The following is a 15,093-nucleotide window of genomic DNA, read 5'->3' on the forward strand; positions in this document are numbered from 1 at the left end:
CGTTAATCCTTCAATATAGGTGCTGGAAGGCCGGTTTGCGGCAATCCTGATTGCCCAATGTTGCCGAGTCTCGGGCTACAATGGCGCTTTGATCATGATGACAGGTGTGTGCAGTGACTGATGTTCCAGGGGCTTCCCAATCCACTTCGGGCACGCTTTACGTGGTGGCCACGCCGATCGGCAACCTGGATGACATGAGTGCCCGGGCACTGAAAGTGCTCGGTGACGTGGCGCTGATCGCCGCCGAGGACACCCGTCACTCCATTCGTCTGTTGCAACACTTTGGTATCAATACCCCGCTGGCCGCCTGCCACGAGCACAACGAACGTGATGAGGGCAGCCGCTTTCTCACCCGTTTGCTGGCCGGCGACAACGTCGCGCTGATTTCCGATGCCGGTACGCCGCTGATTTCCGATCCTGGCTATCACCTGGTGCGCCAGGCCCGTGCTGCTGGCATAGCGGTGGTGCCGGTGCCGGGCGCCTGCGCCCTGATCGCGGCACTGTCGGCCGCCGGCCTGCCGTCGGACCGTTTCATCTTCGAAGGCTTCCTGCCCGCCAAGGCTGTAGGGCGGCGCGCGCGCCTGAGTCAGGTAAAGGAAGAGCCGCGCACGCTGATCTTCTATGAAGCACCGCACCGGATTCTCGAATGCCTGCAGGATATGGAAGAGGTGTTCGGTGGCGAGCGTCCGGCGCTGCTGGCTCGAGAATTGACCAAGACTTTCGAGACCCTCAAGGGCTTGCCGCTGGCGCAGTTGCGTGCATTCGTCGAGGCCGACAGCAATCAGCAGCGTGGCGAGTGCGTGGTGCTGGTGGGGGGCTATACCGCGCCGGAGGATGAGCAGGCGGTAAGCACCGAGGCGATGCGCATCCTCGACCTGCTTTTGGCCGAGATGCCGCTCAAGCGCGCCGCAGCGCTGGCGGCGGAAATCACTGGAGTGCGCAAGAATCTGCTGTACCAGGTGGCGCTGGAAAAACAGAAAGCCCACTGATGTTATAGTGCTATTATCGGTTTTATCGCTTGTTCTTGGCGCCCGCTACCGTTAACCTTTGCGGCGGAGAGTCGATTGGACAGTCGCTGCCTTCTATTGTTCCGCAATAGAGGGGGGAGGAAAGTCCGGGCTCCATAGGGCAGAGTGCCAGGTAATGCCTGGGGGGCGCGAGCCTACGGAAAGTGCCACAGAAAATAACCGCCTAAGCACTTCGGTGCCGGTAAGGGTGAAAAGGTGCGGTAAGAGCGCACCGCATGACTGGCAACAGTTCATGGCTAGGTAAACCCCACTCGGAGCAAGACCAAATAGGGTTCCATATGGCGCGGCCCGCGTTGGAACCGGGTAGGTTGCTAAAGGCGTCCAGTGATGGCCGTCGTAGAGGAATGACTGTCCTCGACAGAACCCGGCTTACAGATCGACTCTCCACCTTTCTCCCCTCCTGCTTGAATCGATAGCAGATGCGTCTTCGTAATACCGAAAAAATCTTACTCTTAATAAATTACTTTAACTTCGCTCGCTATCCGTCTGAGTGGGTTTGAGTTTTTTCGTCAAAATCCCTTCCGAATTGCCTTTCTATCTTCTCTGTGTGCGCTAAATCTCCGATCTGTAAGGGATTTCCTTATAAGCGTGCCTTGACGGTGTGGTAGGCGGATTCCTATAGTGTGCGCAAGTGGCAGAAAGTGGCATGAAGTGGGTTTTCTGACGCAAAAACGCTAACATTGTGGGGAATCGCAGCCGTGTTCCGCGGAGCCAACGCCATCAACCTCGACGCAAAGGGCCGTCTCGCAATGCCGAGCCGGTACCGTGACGAGCTCGATTCGCGTAGTTCCGGGCAGTTGATCGTGACCATCGATGCGGTTGATCCCTGTTTGTGCGTGTACCCGCTCGATGAGTGGGAACTGATTGAAGCCAAGTTGCGTGCCTTGCCGTCATTGCGTGAAGAGAACCGTCGCCTGCAGCGTTTGCTGATCGGCAATGCGGTGGATCTGGAGCTTGATGGCAGTGGGCGTTTCCTGGTGCCACCGCGTTTGCGCGAGTACGCCAAGCTCGACAAGAAGGCAATGCTGGTGGGGCAACTGAACAAATTTCAGCTGTGGGACGAGGATGCCTGGAACGCGGTTTCGGCAGCCGACCTTGCAGCTATCCAACAACCGGGCGCCATGCCTGATGAACTGCGTGATTTGATCCTGTGACTATAGATAGCGGCTTTAACCACATCACCGTACTGCTTGACGAAGCCGTTGAGGCTCTCGCCGTACGCGCCGATGGCTGCTATCTGGATGGCACCTTCGGCCGCGGCGGGCATAGCCGGCTGATCCTCAGCAAGCTCGGGCCGCAGGGCCGGCTGTTGGGTTTCGATAAAGATCCTCAAGCGATTGCCACCGGGCAAGCGCTGGCGGCCGAAGACGGCCGCTTTGTCATTGTGCAGCGCAGTTTTGCCGAGCTGGGCGCCGAAGTTGCCGAGCGCGGCCTGGCCGGCAAGGTCAGCGGCATCCTGCTCGACCTGGGCGTGTCGTCGCCGCAGCTGGACGACCCTGAGCGTGGCTTCAGCTTCCTCAACGATGGCCCGCTGGACATGCGCATGGACCCGAGCCGCGGCGTCAGTGCTGCCGAGTTCATCGCCAGCGCGCCCGAAGAAGAAATCGCCCGGGTGTTCAAGGAATACGGCGAAGAGCGCTTTGCCAAACGCATGGCCCGAGCCGTAGTGCTGCGCCGTGAAGAAACCCCGTTCACCCGCACCGCCGACCTTGCCGAAGTGCTCAAGGTTGCCAATCCCGCCTGGGAAAAGGGCAAGAACCCGGCCACCCGTGCCTTCCAGGGCCTGCGCATTCACGTCAACAACGAACTCGGTGATCTTGAGGCTGGCCTCGATGCTGCGCTTGAGGCGCTGGAAGTCGGTGGGCGCCTGGTGGTGATCAGTTTCCATTCTCTGGAAGACCGCATCGTCAAGCTGTTCATGCGCAAGCTGGTCAAGGGCGAGGCCGACAACCTGCCACGCAACCTGCCGGTCCAGCACAAGCATTTCGAACCGAAGATCAAGGTTCACGGCAAGGCCCAGTTCGCCTCCGAGGCCGAGCTCAAGGCCAACCCTCGTTCGCGTAGCGCGGTCATGCGCGTTGCCGAGAAGCTGCGGTGAGCCGCTTGTTCGCCAAGCCTTTGCCAGGCGGAAGCTTCCTGATGCTTCTGCTGTTCATTGCCGTGCTCGTTTCTTCGGTAGCGGTGTCCTATAGCGCGCACTGGAATCGTCAGTTGCTCAACACCCTGTACGGTGAACTCAGCGAGCGCGACAAAGCCCAGGCCGAGTGGGGCCGGCTGATTCTCGAGCAGAGCACCTGGACCGCCCACAGCCGTATCGAAAACCTCGCCAGCGAACAGCTGAAAATGCGCATTCCGGCCGCTGACGAAGTACGGATGGTGGCGCCATGATGAAACTCGAAGGCGCACTTTACCCGTGGCGGTTCCGCGTGGTCATCGCCCTGCTGGCTCTGATGGTCGGCGCGATTGCCTGGCGCATCATTGACCTGCAGGTGGTCGACCGTGCCTTCCTCAAGGGCCAGGGCGATGCCCGTAGCCTGCGGCATATTCCTATTCCTGCGCACCGCGGGCTGATCACTGACCGTAATGGCGAGCCGTTGGCCGTCAGTACGCCGGTGACCACCCTGTGGGCCAACCCGAAAGAAATGCAGGCTGCCAAGGACCGCTGGCCGGCCCTGGCCGCAGCCCTCAAGCAGAACCCGCAACAACTGGCGGCGCGCCTTGAGCAACAGGCCAGCAAGGAGTTCATCTACCTGGTCCGCGGCCTGACCCCGGAGCAGGGCCAGGTGGTGCTCGATCTTAAAGTCCCCGGTGTCTACGGCATCGAGGAATTTCGCCGTTTCTACCCGGCCGGCGATGTCGCCGCGCACATGGTCGGCTTTACCGACCTCGACGACCACGGTCGCGAAGGGGTGGAACTGGCCTACGATGAATGGCTGGCCGGCGTGCCCGGCAAGCGACAGGTGATCAAGGACCGGCGCGGCCGGCTGATCAAGGACATCCAGGTAACCAAAAACGCCAAGGCCGGAAAGACCTTGGCGTTGTCGATCGACCTGCGCCTTCAGTACCTGGCTACTCGCGAATTGCGTAACGCCATCGCCGAGCAGGAAGCCAAGGCCGGCAGCCTGGTGATCCTCGACGTCAAGACCGGCGAAGTGCTGGCCATGGTCAACCAGCCGACCTACAACCCCAACAACCGTCGCAGCATGTTCCCGGCTGCCATGCGTAACCGGGCGATCATCGACGTCTTCGAGCCCGGCTCCACGGTCAAGCCACTGTCCATGAGCGCGGCCCTGCAGAGCGGGCGCTGGAAGCCGACCGACAAGGTCGAGGTCTATCCCGGCACCCTGCAACTGGGCCGTTACACCATTCGTGACGTGTCCAGGAGCGAGGGTCCGATCCTTGACCTGACCGGCATCCTGATCAACTCCAGTAACGTCGGCATGAGCAAGATCGCCTTCGATATCGGTGGCGAATCGATCTACCGGGTGATGTCCCAGTTGGGTCTGGGTCAGTACACCGGCCTGGGCTTCCCGGGCGAGCGTGTCGGCAACCTGCCGAACCACCGTGAATGGCGCAAGGCCGAGACCGCGACCCTGTCCTATGGCTACGGCCTGTCGGTCACCGCGCTGCAATTGGTGCACGCCTACGCGGCGCTGGCCAACGACGGCAAGATGGTGCCGCTGAGCATTCTCAAGGTCGACAAGGTGCCGGAATCCACCCAGGTAGTGCCCAAGGAAGTTGCCGAAACCATCCAGGGCATGGTCCAGCAGGTCATCGAAGCGCCGCGCGGGGTGTTCCGCGCCCAGGTGCCGTTCTACCACGTGGGCGGCAAGTCGGGTACGGCGCGTAAAGCCACCATCGGCTCCAAGGGCTACACCGAAAACTCGTACCGTTCGCTGTTCGCCGGCTTCGGGCCGATGAGCGACCCGCGCTATGCCGTGGTGGTGGTCATCGATGAGCCCAGCAAGGGCGGTTACTTCGGCGGCCTGGTGTCGGCACCGGTCTTCAGCAAAGTCATGTCCGGCACCTTGCGCCTGATGAACATTCCGCCGGACAACCTGCCGCCGGCAACACCACCGCAGCAGGTTAACGCTGCACCGGCCAAGGGAGGACGCGGTTGATGACAATGCCATTGAGCAAGCTTTTTACCCAGGCCAGCCGCGATCCGTCGATTCGCGAACTGACCCTGGACAGTCGTAACGTGCGCCCGGGCGACCTGTTCCTGGCGGTGCCGGGTGCCAAGGTCGATGGCCGCGAGCATATTGCCGATGCCCTCAAGCGCGGCGCCGCCGCCGTGGCCTATGAGGCTGAAGGCGCTACCGTGTTGCCGATTACCGAAGCGCCGCTGATTCCGGTAAAGGGCCTGATTGCCCAGCTGTCGGATATCGCCGGGCGTTTTTATGGCGAGCCGAGCCGCCAACTGAACCTGGTTGGCGTCACCGGTACCAACGGCAAGACCAGCGTTACCCAATTGCTGGCCCAGGCCCTGGATCGGCTCGGCCAACGCTGCGGCCTTATCGGTACGCTGGGCACTGGCTTTTATGGCGAGCTGCAAAGCGGGCGTCTGACCACGCCGGACCCGATTGCCGTGCAGTCGACTCTCAACGACCTGAAAAAGGCCGGGGCCAAAGCTGTGGCCATGGAGGTGTCCTCCCATGCTCTGGAGCAGGGCCGGGTCGCTGCCCTGGCTTTCGACATCGCGGTGATGACCAACCTGTCCCGTGATCACCTCGATTACCACGGCAGCATGCAAGCCTACGAAGAGGCCAAGGCGCGTCTGTTCGCCTGGCCGAACCTGCGCTGCCGGGTGGTCAATCTCGATGACGACTTCGGTCGGCGCCTGGCCGTCGAGCAGGGCGAATCGCGCCTGATCAGCTACAGCCTCAAGGACCCGTCCGCTTCGCTGTACTGCCGCGAAGCGCATTTCGATGATGATGGCGTGCGCGCCGTGATCGTCACTGCCCAGGGTGAACACTCGCTGCGCAGCCGCCTGCTTGGGCGCTTCAACCTGAGCAACATGCTTGCAGCGGTCGGCACCTTGCTGGCCCTGGATTACCCGCTGGACGAGATTCTCAAGGTCACCCCGGCGCTGGAAGGCCCGGTCGGGCGCATGCAGCGCCTGGGCGGCGGCAGCAAGCCGCTGGTGGTGGTCGATTACGCGCACACCCCCGATGCTCTGGAGCAGGTGCTGCAAGCGTTGCGCCCGCATGCCAAGGGCCAGTTGCTGTGCCTGTTCGGCTGCGGTGGCGACCGCGATCGCGGCAAGCGCCCGCTGATGGCGGAAGTGGCCGAGCGCCTGGCTGACCGCGTGCTGGTCACCGATGACAACCCGCGCACTGAAGATCCGCAGCAGATCTTCGCCGATATCCGCCCAGGCTTTGCCCGGGGCGGTGCGGTCGAGTTCGTTGCCGGTCGCGGCCCTGCCATCGCGCAGTTGATTGCCAGCGCAGGTGTTGACGATGTCATCGTCCTGGCCGGCAAGGGGCATGAGGACTATCAGGAAATCAACGGCGAGCGCCACGACTTCTCCGACCTGGTCGAAGCCGAGAAAGCCCTCGCCGTGTGGGAGGCTCCCCATGCTTAAGCCATTGTCCCTCAGCCAGCTGACTGCGCCGCTCAACGGCCGCCTGCAGGGCCAGGATGCAACCTTCAATGGTGTCAGCATCGACAGCCGTGCAATCACTTCCGGGCAGCTTTTCGTTGCCCTGGCCGGGCCGCGCTTTGACGGTCACGATTACTTGAACGATGTTGCTGCCAAAGGCGCGGTCGCCGCCCTGGTGCAGCGCGAAGTGCCGGGCAGCAGCCTGGCGCAACTGGTGGTTGCCGATACCCGTCTGGCCCTGGGCCAGTTGGGCGCGCTGAACCGCGCCGCCTTCGACAAGCCGGTCGCTGCCATTACCGGCTCCAGCGGCAAGACCACGGTCAAGGAAATGCTTGCCAGCATCCTGCGCACCCGTGGCCCGGTGCTGGCCACTCGTGGCAACCTCAACAACGATTTCGGCGCACCGCTGACCCTGCTCGAACTGGCCCCGGAACACACTGCGGCGGTCATCGAGCTGGGCGCCTCGCGTATCGGCGAAATCGCCTACACCGTCGGCCTGACCAAGCCGCAGGTAGCGCTGATCAACAATGCCGGAACCGCTCATGTCGGCGAGTTCGGTGGGCCAGAGAAGATTGTCGAAGCCAAGGGCGAGATCCTCGAAGGTCTGGGTCAGGATGGCGTGGCCGTATTGAACCTTGATGACAAGGCCTTCGCCATCTGGAAACAGCGCGCCGGCAATCGCCAGGTGCTGACCTTTGCCCTGCACAACGCCGACGCCGATTTCCACGCCGCCAGCATTGCCCACGACGAGCGCGGTTGCCCGTCGTTCGAGCTGCATAGCCCGCTGGGCGTGGCGCGGGTCCAGCTCAACCTGCTGGGCACCCACAACGTGGCCAATGCGCTGGCCGCTGCCGCCGCCGCGCATGCCTTTGGTCTGACGCTGGCCGGTATCGTCCAGGGCCTCAATGCCGTGCAACCGGTCAAGGGCCGCACTGTGGTGCAGATGGCGCCCAACGGTGTGCGGGTGATTGATGACACTTACAACGCAAACCCCACCTCCATGTGCGCTGCCGTTGATATACTCGCCGGCTTTTCCGGCCGCACCGTCCTGGTGCTCGGGGATATCGGCGAATTGGGCCAGTGGGCTGAGGAAGGGCATCGGCAGGTAGGCGAGTACGCCAAAGACAAGGTTTCGGCACTCTATGCGGTGGGCACCAACATGGCCCACGCGGTAGCAGCGTTCGGCGCCAATGCCCGACATTTCGCTAATCAAGCTGACCTGATCGACGCCGTTCGCGTCGCCGAGCAGGCCACCAACACCACTATTTTGATCAAGGGTTCGCGCAGCGCTGCGATGGAGAACGTCGTGGCGGCTTTGTGCGGTTCCAGCGGGGAGAAACATTAATGCTGCTGCTGCTGGCTGAGTATCTGCAACAGTTCTACAAAGGCTTCGCGGTCTTTCAGTACCTGTCCCTGCGTGGGATTCTGGGTGTACTGACCGCGTTGTCGCTGGCCCTGTGGCTGGGCCCATGGATGATTCGTACCCTGCAGATTCGCCAGATCGGTCAAGCGGTCCGTAACGACGGCCCGCAATCGCACCTGTCCAAATCCGGCACCCCGACCATGGGTGGCGCGCTGATTCTGTCCGCCATCGGCATCAGCACCCTGCTGTGGGCCGACCTGACCAACCGTTATGTCTGGGTGGTGCTGATCGTCACCCTGCTGTTCGGCGCCATCGGCTGGGTCGATGACTACCGCAAGGTGATCGAGAAGAACTCGCGCGGCCTGCCGAGCCGCTGGAAGTATTTCTGGCAGTCGGTGTTTGGCCTGGGCGCGGCGATCTTCCTGTACATGACCGCCCCGACCAGCGTCGAAACCACCCTGATCGTGCCAATGCTCAAGGATGTCACCATTGCGTTGGGTATCGGCTTCGTGGTCCTGACCTACTTCGTCATCGTTGGTTCGAGCAACGCGGTGAACCTCACTGACGGCCTCGACGGCCTGGCGATCATGCCAACGGTGATGGTCGGTGGTGCCCTGGGCATCTTCTGCTACCTGTCGGGTAACGTGAAATTCGCCGAATACCTGCTGATCCCGTACGTACCGGGCGCCGGTGAGCTGATCGTGTTCTGCGGCGCGCTGATCGGTGCCGGCCTGGGCTTCTTGTGGTTCAACACCTATCCGGCCCAGGTGTTCATGGGCGACGTCGGTGCCCTGGCACTGGGCGCGGCACTGGGCACCATCGCCGTGATCGTGCGCCAGGAAATCGTCCTGTTCATCATGGGCGGTGTGTTCGTCATGGAGACCCTGTCGGTGGTGATCCAGGTGGCTTCCTTCAAGCTGACCGGCAAGCGCGTATTCCGCATGGCGCCGATTCACCACCACTTTGAACTCAAGGGTTGGCCCGAGCCTCGGGTGATCGTCCGCTTCTGGATTATCACCGTGATTCTGGTGCTGATCGGCCTTGCCACCCTGAAACTGAGGTAGAAACGCGTGTCCTTGATCGCTTCTGACCACTTCCGCATCGTTGTCGGCCTCGGCAAGAGCGGCATGTCCCTGGTTCGCTTCCTGGCGAACCGGGGCGTTGCCTTTGCGGTTGCCGACACCCGTGACAACCCGCCGGAACTGGACACCCTGCGCCGCGATTTCCCGCAGGTGGAAGTGCGCTGTGGCGAGCTGGACGTAGAGTTTCTCTGCCGTGCCGACGAGCTGTACGTCAGCCCCGGCCTGGCCCTGGCCACCCCGGCCCTGCAGCAGGCTGCTGCCCGTGGCGTGAAGCTGTCGGGCGATATCGAACTGTTCGCCCGCAATGCCAAGGCGCCGATCATTGCCATCAGCGGTTCCAACGCGAAAAGCACCGTCACCACCCTGGTCGGCGAAATGGCCGATGCGGCGGGCAAGCGTGTGGCGGTCGGCGGCAACCTCGGTACCCCGGCGCTGGACCTGCTCAGCGATGACGTCGAGCTGTACGTGATGGAACTGTCGAGCTTCCAGCTGGAAACCACCGACCAGCTCAACGCCGAAGTGGCCACCGTGCTCAATGTCAGCGAAGACCACATGGACCGCTACAGCGGCCTGCCGGCCTATCACCTGGCCAAGCACCGGATCTTCCGTGGTGCGCGCCAGGTCGTGGTCAACCGCCAGGACGCCCTGAGCCGGCCGCTGCTGGCTGAAGGTCAGCCGGTGTGGACCTTCGGGCTGAACGCTCCCGACTTCAAGGCCTTCGGCCTGCGTGAAGAGAACGGCGAGAAGTACCTGGCGTTCGAATTCCAGAACCTGATGCCGGTGCGCGAACTGAAGGTTCGCGGCGCGCACAATCAATCCAACGCCCTGGCCGCCCTGGCTCTGGGTCACGCAGTCGGCCTGCCGATGGATGCCATGCTCTCAAGCCTGCGCACCTTCGCCGGCCTTGCCCACCGTTGCCAGTGGATCCGCGAGCGTAACGGCGTGAACTGGTACGACGATTCCAAAGCGACCAACGTCGGTGCCGCCCTGGCGGCGATCGAGGGCCTGGGCGCAGACATTGAAGGCAAGCTGGTGCTGGTCGCCGGTGGCGATGGCAAAGGTGCCGACTTCAGCGCCCTGCGTGTACCGGTCGCGGCCAATTGCCGCGCCGTCGTGCTGCTGGGCCGTGATGCTGAGCGTTTGGCCGAAGCCCTGGGTGACAGCGTGCCGCTGATCCGGGTGAAAACGCTCGAAGACGCGGTGCAGCAATGCGCCGAACTGGCCCAGCCCGGCGATGCCGTGCTGCTGTCGCCGGCCTGCGCAAGCCTGGACATGTTCAAGAACTTCGAAGAGCGTGGGCGCCTGTTCGCCCAGGCCGTAGGAGGGCTGGCATGATCTTCGGCATCATCAAGCCTTATCCATCGCCGCTGATCAGCGGCCGCGGCATCGACCTCGATTTCGCCTTGCTCGCCGGTTGCCTGGCGCTGCTGGGCCTTGGCCTGGTGATGATCACCTCGGCGTCCTCGGAAGTGGCCGCAGTGCAATCGGGCAACCCGCTGTATCACATGTTTCGCCACCTGGTGTACGTGGCTATCGGCATCTTTGCCTGCATCGTCACCATGATGGTGCCGATCGCCACCTGGCAGAAGATGGGCTTCACCATGCTGGTTGGCGCCTTCGCGCTGCTGGTGCTGGTGCTGGTGCCGGGCATTGGCCGTGAGGTAAACGGTTCGATGCGCTGGATCGGCTTCAGCTTCTTCAACGTCCAGCCCTCGGAAATCGCCAAGGTCTTTGTGGTCATCTATCTGGCCGGCTACCTGGTGCGTCGCCAGCAGGAAGTGCGCGAAAGCTGGATGGGCTTCTTCAAGCCTTTCATCGTCCTGTTGCCGATGGCCGGCCTGCTGCTGATGGAGCCGGACTTCGGTGCCACGGTGGTGATGATGGGCGCGGCGGCGGCGATGCTGTTCCTCGGCGGCGTCGGCCTGTTCCGCTTCAGCCTGATGGTGGTGTTGGCGGTGGCGGCGGTGTTCATCCTGGTTCAGGCCCAGCCGTACCGGATGGCGCGTCTGATCACCTTTACCGACCCCTGGTCGGATCAGTTCGGCTCCGGCTACCAGTTGACCCAGGCGCTGATCGCCTTCGGTCGCGGCGAGTGGCTGGGGGTTGGCCTGGGCAACAGCGTGCAGAAGCAGTTCTACCTGCCCGAAGCGCACACCGACTTCGTTTTTTCGGTACTGGCCGAAGAACTGGGTGTGGTCGGTTCGCTGGTCACCGTGGCGCTGTTCGTGTTCGTCACCGTGCGCGCGCTGTACATCGGCCTGTGGGCGGAAAAAGCCAAGCAGTTCTTTGCCGCCTACATGGCCTTCGGCCTGGCGTTCCTGTGGATCGGTCAGTTCTTGATCAACATCGGTGTGAACGTCGGCCTGCTGCCGACCAAGGGCCTGACCCTGCCGTTCCTCAGTTACGGCGGTAGCTCCCTGGTGATCTGCTGCGCCTGCGTCGGCTTGCTGCTACGCATCGAATGGGAGAGCCGTACGCACCTGGGCAGTGAAGAACACGAATTCGATGAAAGCGATTTTGCCGAGGAGCCGAATCATGGCCGCTAACGGCAAGAACGTATTGATCATGGCGGGCGGCACCGGGGGCCACGTGTTCCCGGCGCTGGCCTGCGCCCGTGAATTCCAGGCGCGCGGATACAGCGTGCACTGGCTGGGCACCCCTCGCGGTATCGAGAACGAACTGGTGCCCCAGGCTGGCCTGCAGTTGCACTTGATCCAGGTCACCGGCCTGCGTGGCAAGGGCAAGCTGTCGCTGCTCAAGGCACCGTTCACCCTGGTCAAGGCTGTGCTGCAGGCGCGGCGGATCATCCGTCAGCTCAAGCCGGTGTGTGTGGTCGGCTTCGGTGGCTACGTGACCGGCCCCGGCGGCGTCGCTGCCCGGCTGTGCGGCGTGCCGGTGGTGATTCACGAGCAGAACGCCCGTGCCGGTACCGCCAATCGGCTGCTGGTGCCCTTGGCTGGCCGAGTCTGCGAAGCTTTCCCCGACACCTTCGCGGCGTCGGACAAACTGCGCACCACCGGTAACCCGGTGCGCAGCGAACTGTTCATGGAAACCCTGCGCGAGCCCCTGGGCGCGCGCAAGCCTCGTTTGCTGGTACTCGGCGGAAGCCTGGGTGCCGAACCGCTGAACAAGCTGCTGCCCCAGGCCCTGGCCCAGGTGCCTCAGGAGATTCGTCCCGAGGTATTCCACCAGGCTGGCAAGCAGCACGACCAGATTACCGCCGAGCGTTATCGCCAGGCCGGTGTCGAGGCTCAGGTAGAGCCGTTCATCAAGGACATGGCCCATGCCTATGGCTGGGCTGATCTGGTGGTCTGCCGCGCGGGTGCGCTGACTGTCAGCGAGCTGGCTGCGGCCGGCTTGCCCTCGATGCTGGTGCCCTTGCCTCATGCCATCGACGACCACCAGACCCACAACGCCCATTATCTGGCCCGTGAAGGCGCTGCCTTCCTGATGCCACAAGCGACAACTGGCGCAGCGCAACTCGCTGAACGCCTGAACGAGGTGCTGATGCAACCGGAAAAACTCACCACCATGGCCGCCACTGCCCGGCGCCTGGCCAAGCCCGCTGCCACCCGCACCGTGGTCGATATCTGTCTGGAGGTGGCCCATGGTTGAAAGTCAGAAAGCCATTCCACAACCGGAAATGCGCCGTATCCGTCGTATCCACTTCGTCGGTATCGGCGGCGTGGGCATGTGCGGTATTGCCGAAGTGCTGCTGAACCTGGGTTACCAGGTGTCGGGCTCCGACCTCAAGACCTCGCCGGTCACCGAACGTCTGGAATCCTTCGGTGCGCAGATCTTCATCGGTCACCGTGCCGAGAACGCTGCCAGCGCCGATGTGCTGGTGGTGTCGAGCGCCATCAACACCGCCAACCCGGAAGTCGCCACCGCTCTTGAGCGGCGCATTCCGGTGGTGCCGCGGGCCGAGATGCTCGCCGAGCTGATGCGCTACCGCCACGGCATCGCCGTTGCCGGTACCCATGGCAAGACCACCACCACCAGCCTGCTGGCCTCGGTGTTCGCCGCCGGTGGCCTGGATCCGACCTTCGTCATCGGTGGCCGCCTCAATGCAGCCGGCACCAATGCCCAGCTCGGCACCAGCCGCTACCTGATCGCCGAAGCCGATGAAAGCGACGCCAGCTTCCTGCACCTGCAGCCGCTGGTGGCCGTTGTCACCAATATCGACGCCGACCACATGGCGACCTATGAAGGCGACTTCAACAAGCTGAAGAAAACCTTCGTCGAGTTCCTGCACAACCTGCCGTTCTACGGGCTGGCGGTGATGTGCCTGGACGACCCGGTAGTGCGCGAGATCCTCCCGCAGGTCAAGCGTCCGGCGGTGACCTACGGTTTCAGCGAAGAAGCCGACGTGCGTGCGATCAATGTCCGCCAGTCGGGCATGCAGACCCACTTCACCGTGCTGCGCCGCGATCGCGAGCCGTTGGACGTGTCGGTCAACATGCCGGGCAACCACAACGTGCTCAACGCCCTGGCGACCATCGCCATTGCCACCGACGAAGGCATCAGCGATGAAGCCATCGTCCAGGGCCTCTCGGGGTTCCAGGGGGTAGGGCGGCGCTTCCAGGTCTACGGCGAACTGCCGGTGGACGGCGGCAGCGTGATGCTGGTCGACGACTACGGCCACCACCCGACCGAAGTCGCGGCGGTGATCAAGGCCGTGCGCGGTGGCTGGCCTGAGCGGCGCCTAGTGATGGTTTACCAGCCGCACCGTTACAGCCGCACCCGTGACCTCTACGACGATTTCGTCCAGGTCCTGGCCGATGCCAACGTACTGCTGCTGATGGAAGTCTACCCGGCCGGTGAAGAGCCGATCCCCGGTGCCGACAGCCGTCAGCTGTGCCACAGCATCCGCCAGCGCGGCCAGCTCGACCCGATCTACATCGAGCGCGGCATCGAGCTGGCGCCGCTGGTCAAGCCACTGCTGCGCGCTGGCGACATCCTGCTGTGCCAGGGCGCCGGTGACATCGGTGGCCTGGCCCCGCAATTACTCAAGAGTCCGTTGTTCGCTGGTGCAGTTGCCAGTCAGGGGAAGTCGAAATGACTGATAACGCATACGCCACGCTGCACTCGACCATCGACCCGAAAGCCTTCGGCCGCGTCGCCGTGCTTTACGGCGGCAAGAGCGCCGAGCGCGAGGTTTCGCTCAAGTCCGGCGCCGCGGTCATCGAAGCATTGACCCGCGCCGGTGTCGACGTAGTCGCCATCGATGTCGCTGACGACCTGCTGCAGCGCCTGCTGAACGAGAAGATCGATCGCGCCTTCATCATCCTCCACGGTCGTGGCGGTGAAGACGGCAGCATGCAGGGCCTTCTGGAGTGCCTGGGCATCCCTTATACCGGCAGCGGCATCCTCGCTTCGGCGCTGGCAATGGACAAGCTGCGGACCAAACAGGTCTGGCACAGCCTGGGCATTCCGACCCCGCGTCACGCCGTGCTGACCTGCGAAGCCGACTGTATTTCTGCAGGTGCGGAACTGGGCTTCCCTTTGATCGTCAAACCGGCCCATGAAGGTTCCAGTATCGGTATGGCGAAAGTGAACGGTGTCGACGAATTGATCGCCGCCTGGAAGGACGCCGCTACCTACGATTCGCAAGTGTTGGTCGAACAATGGATTCACGGTCCTGAGTTCACCGTCGCGACCCTGCGTGGCCAGGTGTTGCCACCGATTGCCCTGGGCACCCCGCATACGTTCTACGACTACGACGCCAAGTACATTGCCAACGATACCCAGTACCGCATCCCGTGCGGCCTGGACGCGGCCAAGGAACAAGAGCTGATCGACCTGACCGCACGTGCTTGCGACGCCATCGGCATTGCTGGCTGGGGCCGGCTGGACGTGATGCAGGACGAGCAGGGGCGTTTCTGGCTGCTTGAGGTCAACACCGCACCAGGCATGACTGATCACAGCCTGGTCCCCATGGCGGCACGCGCGGCCGGTCTGGACTTCCAGCAGTTGGTGCTGGCGATCCTGGCGGCCAGCGTAGAGGCGCGAGGTTAA

13 protein-coding genes and 1 other RNA gene are annotated in these 15,093 nt (G+C 63.0%); all 14 read left to right on the forward strand.

The features are described from left to right. Window positions 1-113: 113 nt before the first annotated feature. Window positions 114-989 (forward strand): 16S rRNA (cytidine(1402)-2'-O)-methyltransferase, encoded by an 876-nt coding sequence (rsmI, locus tag F8N82_RS02250; protein ID WP_038998862.1) that lies wholly within the window; start codon window positions 114-116, stop codon window positions 987-989. A 67-nt stretch (window positions 990-1,056) separates the two neighbouring features. Then, an RNA gene (gene rnpB, locus F8N82_RS02255) (RNase P RNA component class A) lies at window positions 1,057-1,416 on the forward strand. Between the two features lie 310 nt (window positions 1,417-1,726). Further along, window positions 1,727-2,182, forward strand: a complete 456-nt coding sequence (gene mraZ / locus F8N82_RS02260; RefSeq protein WP_010220775.1) for a division/cell wall cluster transcriptional repressor MraZ — start codon at window positions 1,727-1,729, stop codon at window positions 2,180-2,182. Further along, window positions 2,179-3,126 (forward strand): 16S rRNA (cytosine(1402)-N(4))-methyltransferase RsmH, encoded by a 948-nt coding sequence (rsmH, locus tag F8N82_RS02265; RefSeq protein WP_038998863.1) that lies wholly within the window; start codon window positions 2,179-2,181, stop codon window positions 3,124-3,126. The genes mraZ and rsmH overlap by 4 nt, the downstream gene beginning before the upstream one ends. Then, window positions 3,123-3,416, forward strand: coding sequence for a cell division protein FtsL (gene ftsL / locus F8N82_RS02270; RefSeq protein ID WP_028943284.1), 294 nt, complete (start codon window positions 3,123-3,125; stop codon window positions 3,414-3,416). The genes rsmH and ftsL overlap by 4 nt, the downstream gene beginning before the upstream one ends. Next, window positions 3,416-5,149 carry a peptidoglycan D,D-transpeptidase FtsI family protein gene (locus tag F8N82_RS02275; protein ID WP_162195931.1) on the forward strand — a complete coding sequence of 578 codons (1,734 nt, stop codon included), beginning with the start codon at window positions 3,416-3,418 and terminating at the stop codon, window positions 5,147-5,149. Before ftsL ends, F8N82_RS02275 begins: the two co-directional genes overlap by 1 nt. After that, entirely contained in the window at window positions 5,149-6,612 is a 1,464-nt protein-coding gene (locus F8N82_RS02280; RefSeq protein ID WP_038998865.1) for a UDP-N-acetylmuramoyl-L-alanyl-D-glutamate--2,6-diaminopimelate ligase, read from the forward strand. Before F8N82_RS02275 ends, F8N82_RS02280 begins: the two co-directional genes overlap by 1 nt. Further along, on the forward strand, window positions 6,605-7,975 hold the full coding sequence (locus tag F8N82_RS02285) for a UDP-N-acetylmuramoyl-tripeptide--D-alanyl-D-alanine ligase (protein WP_038998866.1): 1,371 nt from the start codon (window positions 6,605-6,607) through the stop codon (window positions 7,973-7,975). Before F8N82_RS02280 ends, F8N82_RS02285 begins: the two co-directional genes overlap by 8 nt. Next, window positions 7,975-9,057 carry a phospho-N-acetylmuramoyl-pentapeptide-transferase gene (gene mraY / locus F8N82_RS02290; RefSeq protein WP_038998867.1) on the forward strand — a complete coding sequence of 361 codons (1,083 nt, stop codon included), beginning with the start codon at window positions 7,975-7,977 and terminating at the stop codon, window positions 9,055-9,057. Before F8N82_RS02285 ends, mraY begins: the two co-directional genes overlap by 1 nt. 6 nt (window positions 9,058-9,063) lie before the next feature. Then, window positions 9,064-10,410, forward strand: coding sequence for a UDP-N-acetylmuramoyl-L-alanine--D-glutamate ligase (murD, locus tag F8N82_RS02295; protein ID WP_038998869.1), 1,347 nt, complete (start codon window positions 9,064-9,066; stop codon window positions 10,408-10,410). Continuing rightward, window positions 10,407-11,621, forward strand: a complete 1,215-nt coding sequence (gene ftsW / locus F8N82_RS02300; protein ID WP_038998870.1) for a putative lipid II flippase FtsW — start codon at window positions 10,407-10,409, stop codon at window positions 11,619-11,621. The genes murD and ftsW overlap by 4 nt, the downstream gene beginning before the upstream one ends. Continuing rightward, window positions 11,611-12,690, forward strand: a complete 1,080-nt coding sequence (murG, locus tag F8N82_RS02305) for an undecaprenyldiphospho-muramoylpentapeptide beta-N-acetylglucosaminyltransferase (protein ID WP_038998872.1) — start codon at window positions 11,611-11,613, stop codon at window positions 12,688-12,690. Before ftsW ends, murG begins: the two co-directional genes overlap by 11 nt. After that, window positions 12,683-14,137 (forward strand): UDP-N-acetylmuramate--L-alanine ligase, encoded by a 1,455-nt coding sequence (murC, locus tag F8N82_RS02310; protein ID WP_038998874.1) that lies wholly within the window; start codon window positions 12,683-12,685, stop codon window positions 14,135-14,137. Before murG ends, murC begins: the two co-directional genes overlap by 8 nt. Further along, on the forward strand, window positions 14,134-15,093 hold the full coding sequence (locus tag F8N82_RS02315; RefSeq protein ID WP_038998875.1) for a D-alanine--D-alanine ligase: 960 nt from the start codon (window positions 14,134-14,136) through the stop codon (window positions 15,091-15,093). Before murC ends, F8N82_RS02315 begins: the two co-directional genes overlap by 4 nt.

Origin of the sequence: Pseudomonas fluorescens, assembly GCF_902497775.2 — a bacterium.
Lineage (GTDB): Bacteria > Pseudomonadota > Gammaproteobacteria > Pseudomonadales > Pseudomonadaceae > Aquipseudomonas > Aquipseudomonas putida_F.